Source organism: Polaromonas sp. P1_F9 (assembly GCF_056405615.1).
Window position 1 is genome coordinate 456,523 of record NZ_JBFUBT010000004.1, and the last position, 16,820, is coordinate 473,342.

Sequence of the window (16,820 nt, forward strand, 5' to 3'; positions counted from 1 at the left end):
TTCCTTACTTCTCGATTTTTCCGGCCTCGCCGGCTTTGGACAGCCGCAGCTGCGCGAGCGTCAGGGCCATCAGGCCGACAGCCAGGATCAGCGAAGCCGCGGCAGCCAGGCCATACAGGTGGATCTGTTCAGCAAAACCGGTCTGGTAGATGTACTGCACGATGAAGGTAGTGGCCGAGCCCGGGCCGCCGCCGGTGAGCACAAACACCTCGTCAAAGCTCTGCACCGCGCGGATCATCACCAGCACCAGCACCACAATCAGGTTGGGCATGAGCAGCGGCAGCGTGATACGCCTGAGCACGCGCCACGGCGGCGCGGCGTCCATCTCGGCGGCTTCGTAGACGTCTTTCGGAATGGCTTGCAGGCCCGCCAGCAGGATGAGTGTGTAAAAGCCCATATGGGCCCAGATCGACACCACCACCACCCAGAAAAAAGCCCAGTGCCGGTCCAGCAACCAGTCCATCGGCGAAGCGCCCATGGCCGCCAGGCCGGCATTGAACACGCCCTGGCTTTGCAGCAGCCACTTCCAGATCAGCGCCACCACCACCGGCGACAGCAGCACCGGGTAGAAGAACACACCGCGCCAGAAGCCGCGGCCGATGATGTTGCGGTTCAGCACCAGGGCCGTCACCAGCGAGAAGAAAACCATCAAGGCCACCTGGATCAGGCTGAACTTCACCGTGTTGGCAATGGAGCGCCAGAAGATGTCGGTGCGGCAGGTCTGGAGATCGGTGTAGTCGCGGCATTCAAGCAGGATGGCGAAATTCTCCAGTCCCGTGAAAGGCCGTTGCGTGGGCAGCAGGTTCACCCCGCCAGTCACCGCATACACCAGGTTCACCACGATCGGCAAAAAGGTGAAGAGGCTGATCACCACCAGGTTGGGCCCGACGAACAGCCAGCTTATCCGCGAAGCGCCCAGCCATTTTTGGCCGAGCCTGAAAACCGGCTCGAACAGATTAAAGAAGAAGCCCAACAAGGCCGAGAAAACTGACATACCGACTCCGATCTGTACCCATGACGCCGCTAACGCATTGCCTTATGCCAGTGACAACGCGGAACTGGCTCCGCCAGGCCGCAGGTGTCGCCCCCTGCAAGGGGGGAGGCGCGCAAGCAGTGCGCGCCACGGGGGTGTGCCTACTTCTCGGCTTGTTTTACCGCCTCGGCCATGTCGGTGCCGATCTTGGTCACGGCCTCGTCCACGCTGATTTCTCCCACGATGGCCTGGGTGACCCGGGTCACGGTCGGCAGCATCAGGGCGCGGTTGTACTTGTAGCCTTGCAGCGCGTAGGCCGGAGGCGCGATCGTGGCGGTGCCGCTGCTGAACACACCCAGCGCGGCCTGTGCCGCAGGGCCGGCAGTCGGATAGCTCACGCCTTTTTTGGCCACGCCGGCATGGGCCGGGATGTTGTTGGTGCGTGAGGCGAATTCGGCGACATTGGCCTCCTGCGCCATGAAGTCCAGGAAGCGGCCCACTTCCTTCGGGGACTTGGTGGTTTTCAGCGCCACCCAGGCCGCGCCGCCGGGCATGCCCGAGCAGGCGGCGGGACCGCAGGGGTTGGGCACGGCGACCCAGTCGAAGGCGTTGCCGATTTCCTTTTGCATGCGGTTGATCTGCCAGGAGCCCGACAGGATCATCACCACGCGGCCGTTCTTGAACTCGCCCACCGCGTCGGCATAGCTGGAGCCGCCCGAGCCGCCCCAGACGTCTTTGAGCATGGTGCCGTCCTTGTGCCATGCGACGAACTTGCCCACGGCGGTCTTGTAGCCCGCATCCACCGTGAGATTTCCCTTGGCGTCGAAGATCTTCGCGCCATAGCTGACGGCGGGGCCGGCGAAACGGTGACCCGACCGGTCCCAGGCCATGGCGGCCGGGGTCTGCGTGGCCTTGGCCACCTTGCGCGCAGCGTCGGCCCACTCTTCCCAGGTGGCCTTGGGGCCGGGCATGGGCACCTTGGCCTGCTCGAACAAGGTCTTGTTGACGAAGGGGCCGGTCATGGTCATTTGCGACAGGAAACCGTAGATGCCCCTGTCGCCCGCCTTGTTGCGCATCCAGGGCAAGGTGCTGCCGAAGTTGTCTTCCCAGTACTTGCGGTCTTTCACATAGGCGCTGATGTCGATGTAGTTCTTCGACAGCCCGCCGATTTCGGCGACACGCGCGATGTCGGGCCCCTGGCCAGCCGCGAGCTGTACAGGCAGCTGCTCGACCACCGTCTTGTAGGGCACCACGTCAAGGATCACCTTGGCGCCGGCGTTCTGGGCTTCATAACGCTTGATGAGGTCGGCCGTGACATCGCATTCATTGCCGTCCTGGTAGCACATGACGCGGATGTCGGCGAAGGCGCTGGTGGCCAGCGTGGCGGCGGCGGCGCCCAGGAGGCCGGCGCGCGTGGCGTGCCTGGCGAGGGAACGAAGCTGGAAGTTCATGGTTGTCTCTTTCTGGAAAAAAGGGAGGTGGGGCCGATCGGTCGTCGGCTTCAGGAATGCGCGTCGGCGGTGGCGCAAGGGACGCCCAGCCCGTATGGCCGGGATGGGTGATCGGCGGCGCTGTAGATCGCCGCGATCAACTCGAGCGAGCGACATCGGCAGGGGCCGTCGCTGTGCGTGCTGCTGGAGGTAAATACCATGTCGTCCTGTGCCGTTGTGTTGCGATCATTGGCGGTTTTGGCTATTATGGCAAACGTTTGCCAATGCTTGGCAATCGTTTGCCATACTTGTCAGTCGTGGTTTTCTCGGTTATATGTTGTCTTGGCACGCACCGGTCGCGCCGCCGGTCGGCCACCCGCCGTCGCCCCTTGTTTCCCCAAAATACGCCCCATTGATGCTTCGCTTTCCACTCGCCGGACTCCCGCCTCGCCATCCGCATGACCGGCCTTCGCGCCATCCCAACATTCGCTGCGGCGTCCAGACCCGGCAGGCCTGCCGCCCGCACCGATGACCGACGACACCCCGCGCAGACGCAAGGGCGTCGGCCCGGTTTCGCTGAGCGAAGTCGCCGTGCAGGCCGGCGTCTCAATCTCCACCGTCTCGCGCATCGTGAACGGCGAGACCCGGCGGGCTTCACCGGAAACGCTGGCGCGCGTGCGCGAGGCGATCAAGACCGTGGGCTACCACCCGAACCAGTTGGGGCGCGCGCTACGCAGCCGCGAAAGCCGCCTGGTCGCGATGCTGGCCGCCAACCTCGACAACCCCGTGATGGCCACGCTGGCCGCCTCCACCGAGGCCGCGCTGCGCGAGGCCGGCTACACGATGATCCTGTGCGACACGCACGACCGGCCGGAGCTGCAGGACGACTATCTCAACGCCATGCGTTCGCAGGTCGTGCAGGGCTACGTGATGGTCGCGGCTCAGCCAAGTGCCGGCCTGCGCGACTTCGTGGAGCGCGGTGCGCCGATGGTCTTCGTGAGCCGGCGCAGCCCGTTCGGCACCTGCGCCTTCGTGGGGCCGGACAACCTGGCGGCCGGCGCCGCCGCCGCAGACTACCTGCTCGACCGCGGCATCGACGCGCCGGCCGTGGTATTTCCGTCGCGCGGATCGTCCACGACCAGGGAACGCGTGCAGGGCTTCTGCGAGCGGGCCGGCGCCAGAGGCTTGTCAGCCGACCGGATCCGTCAGGTGGAGGCCCCTGGCATCTCGCACCTGGAAATCGGCTACGCCGCCGGGGCCCAGTTCGCGGCGCCCGGTGCCTGGCCGCGTGGCGCGATGTGCATCAGCGACCAGGTCGCCTATGGGCTGCACCGCGTGGCCCGCGAGAGCGGGATCCGGGTGCCCCTCGACTGCGAGCTGGTCGGCATCGACGGCAACCCGATCAATGCCTGGCTCGCCCCGTGGCTCACCTCGGTCGAAATTCCGCATCAGGACTTCGGACCAGTCATCGTGGACCTGATGCTGAGCCTGTGGGGCGGCGAAGCGCCACGCGAACGCCTCATGCCGCACCGCATGGCGGCTGCACTCGATACCTGAAACCAGCCAGGCCTGCGCGCCTTCAGGAAAGCTTGCTTTATTTATGTATCCCATTCAAACCGACCGGCGAGGCGCCAAAACGGTCAAAATTTGTGCTCAAAAATGCCTGTGGCCCAATGAATATATGCATAACTTGCTACCGAATTAATAGCAACAAAAAGCGGCAAAACCGTGGGAAAAATGCCGTATCCCGGCGGGCCTGAGCCGCCGTGTCCACCCTATTCATACAGGCGCGTGATCCCAAAACGGCAATAAAAAAGCGCCCCCAGGGCGCTTTTTTTAATGATGCAGCCTCAGGGGGCCGCATCAGCAACCGGCTCAACCCTGATGCGGGCGCTTGCCTGGGTTCTTTTTGCTGCGGGTGTGCGAACCGCGCTCCAGGCTGATCTTCTGGCCGCGGCCGGTCGTGATCGTGTAGCCCTTGGGAGGGACTGGCTTGGGGGCGCAGATGTCGGCTTCGACTCTGATTTTCTTGGGCATGGAAACTCCGGGTTAAAAATGGCGTAGCCTGTGATTTTAAGCCACTCCGGGCCTGGCGGCCGTGCCCAGGGGTTCCGGCCCCGTACAGGACGACCGGCAAGGCGCAAAAACGGTGTCCGACCAGAAAAAAGGCGGCGCCCGTCGGGGCGCCGCCTTTATGCGGGGAGAGCGCAGAGCCGCTTATTCGATGGTCGCGCCGGAAGCCTGCACGATGCTCTTCCATTTCACGTAGTCGGTCTTGAGCAGGCTGGAGAACTGCTCGGGCGTCATGTTCTGCACTTCGGCGCCCTGGGCGTGGATGGCGGCCTTCATGTCGGCGGTGGCCAGCAGCTTGTTGACCTCGGCATTGACGGTAGCCACGATCTCTTTGGGCGTGCCGGCCGGCATGAAGAGGCCGTACCAGGTGCTGACGTCAAAGTCCTTGTAGCCCAGTTCGGCCACGGTGGGCACCTCGGGCAGCGAGGTGCTGCGGCGCGCCGAGGTGACGGCCAGCGGGCGCAGCTTGCCCGACTTGATCTGGGCGATGGCCGATGGCAGCGAAGACACCATCAGGTCCACGTTGCCGGCCAGCACATCCATCATGGCCGGGTTGGAGCCCTTGTAGGGCACATGGCGCAGCTTGATGTTGGCAGCACCGTTAAAAATCTCGCCCGCCAGGTGAATGGTGGTGCCGTTGCCGGGCGAGCCGTAGGTGACACTGTCGGGTACTGCCTTGGCAGCGGCCACCACATCGGCCAGGGTCTTGAAGCGCGACTGCACGCCCGTGACGATGACCACCGGCGTATAGGCCACGTGGGCCACGGCTACCAAATCCTTGGTCGGGTCGTAGCTCAGGTTTTTGTACAGCCAGGGTGCAACGACAAGGTTGTCCTTCTGGCCCATGACCATGTCATAGCCCGTGGGCGCTGCGCGTACGGCCTCTGCAATGCCGATGGTGCCGCCGGCGCCGCCGCGGTTATCGGGCACCACGGTCCACTTGCTGGCCTCCGTCAATTTGGTGGCCACCAGGCGCGACAGGATGTCGGTGCCGCCGCCGGGTGGGAACGGAACGATCAGGCGTATCGGCTTGGCCGGGTAGGTTTGGGCCTGCGCGGCAGAGAGTACGAGCGCGAGAGCGATGAACGACAAAAACTTGCGAAGCATGGGGAAGGTCTCCTTATGGGGCTTGGCAAGCATAAGGTGAATGGAAAGGACGCACCCGCTTGCAGCCGGTTTGACCTCAGATTTTATTCGGCGGCCTGTCTATACAACATGGCGGTGCCGCGCGGCCCGGCCGTGATCCGCGGGGTCCGGCGTCTCGATCGGCGATGGCGTGGACAGGCTGCAGCGTCTGCCATGCACCACCACCAGTGCCCCCGCAAGCGCCGCTTATGATCAGCCCTTTAAAAAATAAGGGAGGCCTTGCATGTCATCAAACTCTTCCACCGCGCCATCCATGGTGCGAACCGGCGCCAAAGCCGGTGTGGCGTTTGCCAGTTCCGTCGCCATGGGTGGTTTGCTGGCTTTCCTGCTGGGTGGTGGCGTGTTTTTCTTCTACCTGAGCCGGCTGTCCGGCCCTGGCATGCCTGCCGCGGCGCACGCAGGCGGCGCTGGCGCCATCCTCGCCTTGCTGTTTTCACCGCCCTTGCTGGTCAGCATGCTGCTGCTGGCCTTTGTCCCGATTTACCTGATGCTGGGCGTGGCGCGTGGCCGCAGCCGGGCCATACAACAAGTCGTGACGGGTCATGGAGAAGCCATGTCGCAGCGCCTGACGGACGCGATTGCCGCACGCATCGAGGCCATGCCGCGAACCAAGGGTGCACTCGAACGGGTGTCAGAGATGCTGTCTGCCGATGCCATCGCTCAACAGGTCGCGCCGGTGTTGGGCCAGGGACGCGCCGTGCGCGGCATGATCACTTTCGTGGTGAACCGCCTGCCACTGGCTGACGTACTGACGCAATGGCAGCAGGCCCGCGCCGCCGAGGCCGCACCTGCACCGGCACCGGGTGCGCCTGATTCCGTGTTGCGTACTCTGCTCGCGCAGCGTATTGGCCAGACGCTTCAGGATGCTGCCACGCCTTCCCGCAAGCCGCTCTACATCGCCATGGCCGTCCAGGCGGCCTTGCTGGCAGCAGGGATGTGGCTGACGCGTTGACACGCGTTGACCCCTGGAAAGGTCTAGATCATCTCCAGCGAGGTGGCGCGGGAAGGCGGCTTGAACAACACATCCAGTTCAGCCAGTTGTTCATCGCTGAGCCGGATCTGCGCCGCCGCGGCGTTCTCGCGCAGCCGTTCCGGATGGCCCGTTTTGGGAATCGCGATGACGCCGTCCTGCGCCAGCACCCAGGCCAGCGCCGCCTGAGCGGGTTGCATGCCGTGGCGCACGGCGAAGCCGGTCAGGCCTGCATGGCGCAGAAGGCGCGCCTGCTCAATCGGAGAATAGGCCATCACAGGCACCTTGCGTTCGCGTAGCCAGGGCAGCAGATCCCACTCAATGCCGCGGCGCGTGAGGTTGTACAGCAACTGGTTGGTTTGCACGCCCTGACCGCCGGGCACTCGCCACAGCTCCTGCATGTCGGAGAGGTCGAGGTTGCTCACGCCGTAGTGACGGATCTTGCCGGCCTTTTGCAGCGCCATCAAAGCCTGCATGGTTTCGGCCAGCGGAACCGAACCCCGCCAGTGCAACAGATAAAGATCGATGCGGTCAGTGCGCAAACGGCGCAGGCTGCGCTCGCAGGCGGCCACCGTGCCCGCCTTCGAGGCATTGTGCGGATACACCTTGGTGACGATAAAGGCCTCATCACGCCTTCCCTGCAGCGCCTCGCCAACAAGCTCTTCGGCCAGCCCCTCACCGTACATTTCCGCGGTATCAACCAGCGTACAGCCCAGGTCCAGGCCGAGCTGCAGGGTCGCGAGTTCGTCGGCGCGCCGCGCCGGCGCATCGCCCATATTCCAGGTGCCCATGCCCAGGGCGGGAACGGCTTCGCCGCAGGGCAGCAATACGCTTTTCATACAAACCATCTTAGCGCTGCGGAGTTCTGAGCGGCGCATTTCAGTGATGCGGATACGGAATCAATGGGCGCCGAACAATTCATGGTTCCGCCGGCCCCGCGACGTAGCATGGCGAAGCTTTCACTGGACCTGATGGAGACCGACATGAAGATCATCCGAAGCAAGGATTTCACCGCAGAACGCGCCTGGGGCGCGTTGACGGTAGCCAATATGCAGGGCATCACCACCCGGCTGCACTGGACCGACAAGCCCTACAAGTGGCATATCAACGAGGGCGAAGAAGTGTTTGCGGTGCTCGATGGCCGTGTGGAAATGCGCTACCGCGACAACTGCGGGCAATGCTCCGTGATGCTGGAAACCGGTGACATCTTTTTCGCGAGCGTGGGCACCGAGCATGTGGCCTCGCCGGTGGGCGAGGCCCGCGTGCTGGTGGTGGAAGTGGAGGGCAGCGACTGAAACGATCCGGCTTGATCCGCCCACGCCCCTAGGAAGCTGCAGGCAGCAGCGGCAGGTTCACCAGCAGGTTTTGCGGCTTGAGCCTCACCACCCCGTCGGCGTTCATCATCAGCCCCAGGTACACCGGCTTGCCAGCCACGTCACTGCGCATTTCCCGCGTGTCCACAAACTCCAGCCGGAACAGGCTGACCAGGCGCTGCAGGCGATCGGGTGCAACTTCCCTTCCCTCATACAGGTCATTGAGCAAGGCTGTGGACTCCACGTCCAGCCCCACATGCCAGCGCCAGGCTTGATCGTCCACTTTCTGCACCGGCCGGATGGTGACTTCAACGCCGAGAAAATGCTTCACCCACTTCTGCAACACGCCGGCCAGCGCCTTGAGGCCCGAGCGGGCGCGCACCATGGTGAAAACCAGGCCATGGCTCAGGTCGTTGCTGACCTCGTGCGTCAGGTCCAGCAAAAAACGGTGGCGGCCCGGCTGCTGCCAATACGTGAAAGCGTTGTCGTCATTGAGAACCTGCAGCTCCACAACAGGCACCGGCGCCTTGGCCTCCGCCAGGAAGCGGCCGAAGTCGCCCACACCGCCGGTCTCATTGAACATGTCGATCACTTCCTGGTCGCCGCTGAGAACCTGGCCGTCCTGTGTGCTGATGCGCTGCGGGCGAAACAGCATTTCAGCGGCGCGCACTTCATACGCATCGGTGGAACCCTGCAGCACATTGTGGACAACGGCCTGGGCAACCAGGTCGATGAACAACGGCGGTATGTCGATGCGGCCCGTTCCGTCCCGAGGGAACAGCCCCAGGTAATACGCCTCCAGCGTGCCGGCGGCGAGCAAGCCATCGCGAAAGCGCAAAAACAGGTTGTAGTTGTCACGCGCATCCGCATCGTCCAGGGCCGTCAATTCGGCAGGCGAAACCGGCCGGGACGGCGCGGCCACCAGCGCGGCGTGCAAGGCACGTTCGGCATCGCATGACTCCTCCACCGGCGCGAGTTCGGGCCGCGCGAGGAAGAGCCGCAGATAGTCGTCAGAGGGTGCGAGCCAGCCGCGCGCGTTGCGCTGGAGCCGGGAAAAGCCGCTGGAAGGCCAGAAATCTTGCATGGCGCAATCGTCTCATATTGCACACGCCACTTTTTCGCGGCAACCAGGTCGCTCCTTTTTTGATAGCTGCTCGCGCATATTTTCATTGGCCTGCAGGCGTTTTTCTCCAATAAAAGTGTCATCAACAGAAAGACCGGCCGCTGCGGGCATTACATCCCGTTTCATTCCTGCCTTCTGTTTCGCAATCTTTACCGCCTGTTAGCACTCCATCCATCGTCACGCACGTTGTACTGGGTAAGGTCTCCTCATCAGGCTGGCGATCACGATGCGATCACGACGGTTGAGTGTCAGCCCGCCTTCCAGTCCATCCATGTCCCGCAAGACAGGAAGAGAGTGTTCAACATGACAGCTATCGACACCGGCGACACAAGTTCGTCCTATACCGATCACACGGCCTTCCGGCCTTCGCACCTTTACGGGTACCTCATGCTGCTGGCCTTGGCGGTCCTGCTGGCACTGCTGCAGCCCGTGGCCTGGGCACAGGAGTCCGTGCCTCAAGGCGCTCAGCTGGACCCGCCCGGCCGGGTCGCACGGCTTAACCTGGCCGAAGGCGCCGTGAGCTTCGCACCGGGCGACGGCAACAACGCGGCGGAGGCTCCGGCCTGGACACCCGCCACGCTGAACCGGCCGCTGACAGCCGGCGACAGGCTATGGACAGGCCCCGGAGCCCGCTCGGAGCTGTACGTGGGCTCTACCGCGTTGCGCATGAACAGCCAGACCAGCCTGGATTTCCAGGCGCTTGACGACAACACCACCCAGTTGCGCCTGGCCCAGGGCACGCTCAAGCTGCGCATACGAACGCTTTATGAAGGCCAGCGCCTGGAAGTGGATACGCCCAACCTCGCGTTTGTGGTGTCGCAGCCCGGTGACTACCGGCTGGACGTCGACCCCGCCGGCAACACGACACGCGTGGTGGCCCAATCGGGCAGCGGCGTGATTTATGGCGACGGCGTGGCCCCTGTCACGCTGCAAAGCCGTCAGCAGGCCAATTTCAGCGGCACGCAGCTCACCCCGGCCGCACCGGGCGCCGCACAGCAGGACAGTTTTGACCTGTGGGCCGCTAACCGCGACCGGCGTGAAGACCAGTCGGTTTCGGCGCGTTACATACCGCGCGAAACCGTGGGCTACCAGCAACTCGATAACTACGGCACCTGGAGCCAGGACCCGGGTTACGGCGCCGTCTGGATACCGCGCGCCGTTCCCGTCAACTGGGCACCTTACCGCGTCGGCCACTGGGCCTGGGTTTCACCCTGGGGCTGGACCTGGGTCGATGACGCGCCCTGGGGGTTTGCACCGTTTCACTATGGCCGCTGGGCACAGATCGGCCCGCGCTGGGCCTGGGTGCCGGGCCGGCTGGCACCGCGCCCTGTCTATGCGCCCGCCCTCGTCGCTTTTGTGGGCGGCAGCAGCGGCGGTGTGAACTGGAACATTTCCGTCGGCGGCGCACCGCGGCCTGGCGTGGGCTGGTTCCCGCTGGCGCCCGGCGAAGCCTTTCGCCCGGCCTACCGCGTGAGCCCGCGCTATGTCACGCAGGTGAACCACAACATCGTGGTCAACAACACCGTCAACGTGACCAATATTTACCGCTACCAGCGCCAGCCTGCAGCGGTGACGGCCGTCAGCCGTGACGACTTCATGCGTGGCCGGCCGGTGCATGGCCAGCAACTGCGGCTCAGCAATGCCGACCTGGGCCGCGCACAACTCGTGGCGGACCGCAGCGCGCTGCCGCAGCGCCCCACCCCAACAGAGTTGCGTGAACGGCAACGGCCTGTTGCTGCGGCCGCGCTGCCGCCGCCGGCGGTGGTGGCTCGCCCTGTGGTCAGCAGGCGCGATGACAACCGCGATGCACGGCGACGGCAACAGCCAGGGCCGCAAGCCGATGAGTCCATCGGCCAGCGCGCCCTGCGCGAGCAGGCCCAGCGGGACGAGCAGGCCCGGGCCGCAGCGCGCGCCCCGGCCGCCACCGACCGCCATGCTACAGAACAAGCCCAGCGCGTCCAGCAGCAGGCGCAACGCGAGGAACAGCGCCAGCAGCGGGCCCGGCAGGAACAACTGCAGGCCCCGCAACTGGAACAACAACGCCGCCTGGGCGAAGAACCGGTTGGCCAGCGCGCCCTGCGCGAACAGGCCCAGCGCGACGAACAGGCCCGTGCCGCGGCGCGCGCACAGGCCGCCACCGACCGCCATGCGGCGGAACAGGCCCAGCGCATCCAGCAGCAGGCGCAACGCGAGGAACAACGCCAGCAGCGGGCCCGGCAGGAACAACTGCAGGCCCCGCAACTGGAACAACAACGCCGCCTGGGCGAAGAACCGGTTGGCCAGCGAGCCCTGCGCGAGCAGGCGCAACGCGATCAGGAAAACGCGCGCCAGCAGCAGGCCACGCAAAGACAACAGCAACAGCAGCAACAGCAGCAGCAACGCGCACAACAAGAACGACAGCACCGGGCCCAAGCCCAAGCCCAAGCCCAAGCCCAAGCCCAAGCCCAAGCCCAAGCCCAAGCCCAAGCCCAAGCCCAAGCCCAGGCCCAGGCCCAGGAGCAACAACAGCGGCGGCAACAGCAGGCTCAACAACAGGCCCAGCGCGAAGCCGCCCAAAATAGGGAGGCCACACAGGAACGGCAGTCCAACCGCCAGGCCAATGCCGCCAATCCGCGCGGTCCACGCGGCGAGGGCGGCCCCCACAGCAACCGCGAACAATAAAAGTCGATAACGGGTACCGGTTTTTACGGGAATGTGGCGCTCTTCATCCAGCAGGGGCTGCGGAACCGGCTTTGCCGGGCCGCAGGCGCAGCGCCCCCATACATAGGGAAAGGGGCAGCGCGCCGTAGGCTCGAAGTGGGGAGCGTGGGGACGTTAGATCACGCAAAACTACCTAAGGGTCTGACCCGGTACCGCCTCGGAGGGTGGGTGGCTAGTATGACCACCTGTGTTTCACGGGCTCGCGCCTGCTGCCGCATCAGCCACCGCGGCACCTTGCGCCCGTGATATCCAACCCATCTTCCGGAGAACCAATTTGTCAGTGGAGTTCATTCTCGAAACACGAGGACTGACCAAGGAATTCAAGGGATTCGTGGCGGTCAACAACGTGGACCTGAAAGTCCAGCGCGGGCATATCCACGCGCTGATCGGGCCCAACGGCGCCGGCAAGACGACTTTCTTCAACCTGCTGACGAAATTCCTCATCCCCACGCGCGGAAGCATTGTCTACAACGGCAACGACATCACGTTTGAGCAGCCCGCGCAGACCGCGCGGCGCGGCATCGTGCGGTCATTCCAGATCTCGGCGGTCTTCCCGCACATGACCGTCCTGGAGAACGTGCGCGCCGCCTTGCAGCGCAACCTCGGCACCTCGTTTCACTTCTGGAAGGCCGAAGACACGCTGTTTCATCTCCACGACCGCGCCCGCGAACTGCTGGCCGAAGTCGACCTCAGCGACTTCGCCGACGAACTCACCGTGAACCTGCCTTATGGCCGCAAGCGCGCGCTCGAACTCGCCACCACGCTGGCGCTGGAACCCGAACTGATGCTGCTCGACGAGCCCACGCAGGGCATGGGCCACGAAGACGTGGACCGCGTGACGCAGCTGATCAAGAAAGTCTCGGCCGGCCGCACCATCCTGATGGTCGAGCACAACATGAATGTGGTGTCGTCGATCGCCGACCGCATCACGGTGCTCCAGCGCGGCGCCATCATTGCCGATGGACCGTATGCCGAAGTGTCAGCGAATCCGTTGGTGATCGAAGCTTATATGGGCACAGCGAACACCGAGCTTCAAGGGGCGCACTAGATGACCAAAGAGCTCCTCAAGATAGAAGACCTGCACGCCTGGTACGGCGAGTCGCACATCCTGCATGGCGTGAACCTCACCGTCAACGAAGGCGAAGTGGTAACACTGCTGGGCCGCAACGGCGCGGGGCGCACCACCACCATGCGCGCCATCGTCGGCATGACGGGTGCACGCAAAGGCTCCATCCGCATCAACGGCGAAGAAGCCATCAAGCTGGCGCCGCACAAGGTGGCCCGGCTGGGTGTGGGCTACTGCCCTGAAGAGCGCGGCATTTTCGCCAGCCTGACAGCCGAAGAAAACCTGATGCTGCCGCCCACCATAGCGCCCGGCGGCATGAGCCTGGACGAGATCTACGCAATGTTTCCCAACCTCAAGGAACGCGCCGGCAGCCCCGGCACCCGGCTGTCCGGCGGCGAGCAGCAGATGCTGGCCGTGGCGCGCATTTTGCGTACCGGCGCGCGCCTCTTGCTGCTCGATGAAATTTCCGAAGGCCTGGCGCCGGTCATCGTGCAGAAGCTCGCCGAGATGATCCTCACGCTCAAGGCCAAGGGTTACACCATCGTGCTGGTAGAACAGAACTTCCGCTTCGCCGCGCCGCTGGCTGATCGCTTTTACGTCATGGAACACGGCCGCATCGTCAAGCAGTTTGCGCAAAACGAGCTGGCCGGCAACATGGGCATGCTGCAGGAATACCTGGGCGTCTGACGCCGGGCATGCCGAACCCTTTTTTAGTCCCCTCGATTCCCCCCAAGTTCCCCCCTTCCATAACAGGAGACATCATGAAACTCAAAGCACTTGTTGCCGCACTCGCCCTTGGCCTCACAGGCGCAGCCTTCGCGCAGAACACCGGCCCGATCAAGATCGGCATCATCACCGACATGTCCAGCCTTTACGCCGACATCGACGGCCCCGCCGGCGCTGAAATGCTGAGGTGGGCCGTGCAGGATTTCGGCGGCAAGGTCCTGAACCGCCCCATCGAAGTGCTGAGCGCCGACCACCAGAACAAGGCCGACGTTGCATCATCCAAGGCGCGTGAGTGGATCGACAAGGACGGCCTGCAGATGCTGATTGGCGGTACCAACTCCGGCACGGCATTGGCCATGTCCAAGGTCACCACCGAAAAGAAAAAACCCTTCCTCGTCATCGGCGCCGGTTCGGCCCGCCTGACCAATGAAGACTGCTCGCCCTACACCGTCCACTACGCCTACGACACGGTCTCGCTGGCCAAGGTCGCCGGTTCCGCGCTGGTCAAGGCCGGCAACAAGAGCTGGTACTTCCTGACCGCCGACTACGCCTTCGGCTACTCGCTCGAAGGGGATGCCTCCACCGTGGTCAAGGCCAACGGCGGCACCGTCGCCGGCACCGTCCGCCATCCGCTGAACGCCTCGGACTTCTCGTCCTTCCTGCTGCAGGCGCAGTCTTCCAAGGCGCAAATCCTGGCACTGGCCAATGCCGGCGGCGACTTCACCAACGCCATGAAGGCCGCCAAGGAATTCGGCATCGGCAAGACCATGAAGGTTGCCGGCCTGCTCGTGTTCATCAACGACGTGCACTCCCTGGGCCTGGCCAACACAGAAGGCCTGCAACTGGCAGACAGCTGGTATTGGAACCAGGACGACGCCTCGCGCAAGTTCGCCAAGCGCTTCTTCGACAAATACAAGCGCATGCCCTCCAGCCTGCAGGCGGCCGACTACTCCGCCACCCTGAGCTACCTGAAGGCCGTGCAAACCGCCGGCACCACCGACACCGACAAGGTCATGAGCACGCTCAAGGGCATGAAGATCGACGACTTCTACAACAAGGGCCAGATCCGCGCCGACGGCCGCATGATCCACGACATGTACCTGTACGAAGTCAAGAGCTCCAAGGATTCGGGCACGCCATGGGACTACTACAAGACCATCGCCAAGGTGCCGGGCGAGCAGGCTTTCACCACGGTGGCCGAATCCAAGTGCTCGGCGCTCAAGAAGTAAAGCATCACTGCAACTGCGCAAACGTTGAACTGACGAAAAAACAAAAAGCGGGGTAGAACGAGGGTTCGATCCAGCCGGTCATTTCGCAGAAATGCAGAATGACCGGCTGCTTCTTTGAAAAACCCTTGCGCTCCCGCCACAAGTAACGGTATCGGTGTCCTGACAGGTTCCCATGGAAATTTTCGGTATTCCCCTGCAAGCGTTTATGGGCCAGCTGATGCTGGGCCTGGTCAATGGCGCCTTCTACGCCATGCTGAGCCTGGGGCTCGCGGTGATTTTCGGCCTGCTGGGCATCGTCAACTTTGCGCACGGCGCGCTCTACATGCTGGGCGCTTTTGCCGCCTGGATCATGCTGGACCTGTTCGGCATGAACTACTGGTTCGCGCTGGTGCTGGCGCCGCTCACGGTCGGCATTCTCGGCGTCATCATTGAACGGCTCTTCCTTAAACACCTGTACAAGCTGGACCCGCTCTACGGCCTGCTGCTGACCTTCGGCCTGGCGCTGGTTCTCGAAGGCGTCTTCCGTGAAATTTACGGTGTCTCGGGCCAGAACTACAACGTGCCCGACCTGCTGGCCGGCTCCATGGACCTTGGCTTCATGCGCCTGCCCATCTACCGCGCCTGGGTAGTCGTGGTGTCGCTGGTGGTCTGCCTGGGCACCTGGTTCCTGATCGAACGCACCCGGCTGGGCGCCTACCTGCGCGCCGGCACCGAAAACGCGCCGCTGGTGCAGGCCTTTGGCATCAATGTGCCCATGATGGTGATGCTGACCTACGGAGCGGGCGCCGCCCTGGCAGCCCTGGCCGGCGTGCTGGCCGCGCCCATCATCCAGGTCAACCCGCTGATGGGCTCCAACCTGATCATCGTGGTCTTTGCCGTCGTCGTGATCGGCGGCATGGGCTCCATCCTCGGCTCGGTCATCACCGGCCTGGGCCTGGGCATTGTCGAAGGCCTGACCCGTGTGTTTTACCCCGAAGCCTCCAACATCGTGGTGTTCGTCATCATGGTGATTGTTCTCATGTTCCGGCCTGCCGGCCTCTTCGGAAAAGAGGTTTGACCATGAGCGCCCTCTCCACCAAAGCCGCCAACATGCTGCGCATCACCTACCTCGTCCTGCTGGCATTCGCATTGGCTGCACCCTTTCTGGGGCTCTACCCGGTGTTTGTGATGAAGCTGCTGTGCTTTGCGCTCTTCGCCTGCGCCTTCAACCTGTTGCTGGGTTTTACCGGTCTGCTCTCGTTCGGCCATGCCGCATTCTTCGGCTCTGCCGCTTATGTCACCGGCTGGTTCATCAAGTCGCAGAACTGGACACCCGAACTGGCTCTGCTGGCCGGCGCGGTGGCGGCCGGGCTGATCGGCCTGCTGGTCGGCCTGGTGGCCATCCGCCGCCAGGGCATTTATTTCGCCATGATCACGCTGGCGATTGCGCAGATGGTCTACTTCGTCTGCCTGCAGGCGAGCTTTACCGGCGGCGAAGACGGCCTGCAAGGCGTGCCGCGCGGCAAGCTGTTCGGCCTGCTGCCGCTTGAGTCCGACGTCACGCTGTATTACGTGGTGGTGGCGATTTTTGTGGCCTGCTTCCTGTTCATCTCGCGCATCGTGCACTCGCCCTTCGGCCAGGTGCTCAAGATGATCCGCGAGAACGAGCCCCGCGCCATCTCGCTGGGCTACAACGTCGAGCGCTACAAGCTGCTGGCCTTTGTGCTATCGGCCGCGCTGGCCGGCCTGGCCGGTTCGATGAAGACCCTGGTCATGGGTTTTGCCACGCTGTCGGACGTGCACTGGTCCATGTCGGGCGAAGTCATCCTGATGACCCTGCTGGGCGGCGTCGGCACTTTCTTCGGCCCGGTCATGGGTTCAGGCATCGTGATCGCGCTGCAGAACCTGCTGGCCGACAAGGTCGGCTCCTGGGTCACCGTCATCATCGGCGCGATCTTTGTGCTGTGCGTGCTCGCCTTCCGCAAGGGCGTGATCGGTGAGTTGCAGGCCTTCCTCGAACGCCGCCGCGCCGCGGCCAAGGCTGCCTCGGCAAAACCCTGACCGGCAGGGCCGGGCGGCCGTCCCGTCCGGC

Annotated in this window: 16 protein-coding genes; 9 read left to right on the top strand and 7 right to left on the bottom strand. The window is 63.9% G+C overall.

The window, feature by feature from the left end; genetic code table 11:
• Positions 1-4: 4 nt before the first annotated feature.
• Positions 5-994 carry a carbohydrate ABC transporter permease gene (locus AC1DYR_RS13550; protein ID WP_477705548.1) on the bottom strand — a complete coding sequence of 330 codons (990 nt, stop codon included), beginning with the start codon at positions 992-994 and terminating at the stop codon, positions 5-7.
• Between the two features lie 140 nt (positions 995-1,134).
• Positions 1,135-2,424 carry an ABC transporter substrate-binding protein gene (locus AC1DYR_RS13555; RefSeq protein WP_477705549.1) on the bottom strand — a complete coding sequence of 430 codons (1,290 nt, stop codon included), beginning with the start codon at positions 2,422-2,424 and terminating at the stop codon, positions 1,135-1,137.
• 507 nt (positions 2,425-2,931) lie between these two features.
• Between AC1DYR_RS13555 and AC1DYR_RS13560 the strand changes: the two genes are divergently transcribed.
• Complete coding sequence (locus AC1DYR_RS13560) at positions 2,932-3,960, top strand: LacI family DNA-binding transcriptional regulator (RefSeq protein ID WP_477705550.1); 1,029 nt, start codon at positions 2,932-2,934, stop codon at positions 3,958-3,960.
• Positions 3,961-4,278: 318 nt separating this feature from the next.
• On the opposite strand, the gene AC1DYR_RS13565 is transcribed toward AC1DYR_RS13560, so the two are convergent.
• Entirely contained in the window at positions 4,279-4,440 is a 162-nt protein-coding gene (locus AC1DYR_RS13565; RefSeq protein ID WP_007863796.1) for a hypothetical protein, read from the bottom strand.
• Between the two features lie 180 nt (positions 4,441-4,620).
• Positions 4,621-5,583, bottom strand: a complete 963-nt coding sequence (locus AC1DYR_RS13570; protein WP_477705551.1) for a Bug family tripartite tricarboxylate transporter substrate binding protein — start codon at positions 5,581-5,583, stop codon at positions 4,621-4,623.
• A gap of 262 nt (positions 5,584-5,845) precedes the next feature.
• Between AC1DYR_RS13570 and AC1DYR_RS13575 the strand changes: the two genes are divergently transcribed.
• Complete coding sequence (locus AC1DYR_RS13575; protein WP_477705552.1) at positions 5,846-6,574, top strand: hypothetical protein; 729 nt, start codon at positions 5,846-5,848, stop codon at positions 6,572-6,574.
• A gap of 23 nt (positions 6,575-6,597) precedes the next feature.
• Here AC1DYR_RS13575 and AC1DYR_RS13580 read toward each other — a convergent pair whose 3' ends face one another.
• On the bottom strand, positions 6,598-7,431 hold the full coding sequence (locus AC1DYR_RS13580; RefSeq protein WP_477705553.1) for an aldo/keto reductase: 834 nt from the start codon (positions 7,429-7,431) through the stop codon (positions 6,598-6,600).
• Positions 7,432-7,575: 144 nt separating this feature from the next.
• On the opposite strand from AC1DYR_RS13580, the gene AC1DYR_RS13585 reads away from it, so the two are divergent.
• Positions 7,576-7,887: a cupin domain-containing protein gene (locus AC1DYR_RS13585; RefSeq protein ID WP_477647520.1), complete on the top strand. Its 312-nt coding sequence runs from the start codon at positions 7,576-7,578 to the stop codon at positions 7,885-7,887.
• 28 nt (positions 7,888-7,915) lie between these two features.
• Here the strand turns inward: AC1DYR_RS13585 and AC1DYR_RS13590 are convergent, their stop codons facing one another.
• The gene (locus AC1DYR_RS13590) at positions 7,916-8,989 is read right to left on the bottom strand and encodes a DUF6352 family protein (RefSeq protein ID WP_477705554.1); all 1,074 of its coding nucleotides are present in this window, start codon (positions 8,987-8,989) and stop codon (positions 7,916-7,918) included.
• 12 nt (positions 8,990-9,001) lie between these two features.
• Complete coding sequence (locus tag AC1DYR_RS13595; RefSeq protein ID WP_477705555.1) at positions 9,002-9,154, bottom strand: hypothetical protein; 153 nt, start codon at positions 9,152-9,154, stop codon at positions 9,002-9,004.
• Between the two features lie 177 nt (positions 9,155-9,331).
• On the opposite strand from AC1DYR_RS13595, the gene AC1DYR_RS13600 reads away from it, so the two are divergent.
• The 6 genes from AC1DYR_RS13600 (at position 9,332) to AC1DYR_RS13625 (ending at position 16,789) form a co-directional block, all read left to right on the top strand.
• On the top strand, positions 9,332-11,689 hold the full coding sequence (locus AC1DYR_RS13600) for a DUF6600 domain-containing protein (RefSeq protein WP_477705556.1): 2,358 nt from the start codon (positions 9,332-9,334) through the stop codon (positions 11,687-11,689).
• A 313-nt stretch (positions 11,690-12,002) separates the two neighbouring features.
• A complete protein-coding gene (locus AC1DYR_RS13605) occupies positions 12,003-12,776 on the top strand; it encodes an ABC transporter ATP-binding protein (protein ID WP_477705557.1) in 774 nt (257 codons plus the stop codon).
• On the top strand, positions 12,777-13,481 hold the full coding sequence (locus tag AC1DYR_RS13610; protein ID WP_477705558.1) for an ABC transporter ATP-binding protein: 705 nt from the start codon (positions 12,777-12,779) through the stop codon (positions 13,479-13,481).
• Between the two features lie 74 nt (positions 13,482-13,555).
• Positions 13,556-14,749 (top strand): ABC transporter substrate-binding protein, encoded by a 1,194-nt coding sequence (locus AC1DYR_RS13615; protein ID WP_477705559.1) that lies wholly within the window; start codon positions 13,556-13,558, stop codon positions 14,747-14,749.
• Positions 14,750-14,921: 172 nt separating this feature from the next.
• Positions 14,922-15,806 carry a branched-chain amino acid ABC transporter permease gene (locus AC1DYR_RS13620; protein WP_477705560.1) on the top strand — a complete coding sequence of 295 codons (885 nt, stop codon included), beginning with the start codon at positions 14,922-14,924 and terminating at the stop codon, positions 15,804-15,806.
• Between the two features lie 2 nt (positions 15,807-15,808).
• The gene (locus AC1DYR_RS13625) at positions 15,809-16,789 is read left to right on the top strand and encodes a branched-chain amino acid ABC transporter permease (protein ID WP_477705561.1); all 981 of its coding nucleotides are present in this window, start codon (positions 15,809-15,811) and stop codon (positions 16,787-16,789) included.
• The last annotated feature ends 31 nt before the right edge of the window (positions 16,790-16,820 follow it).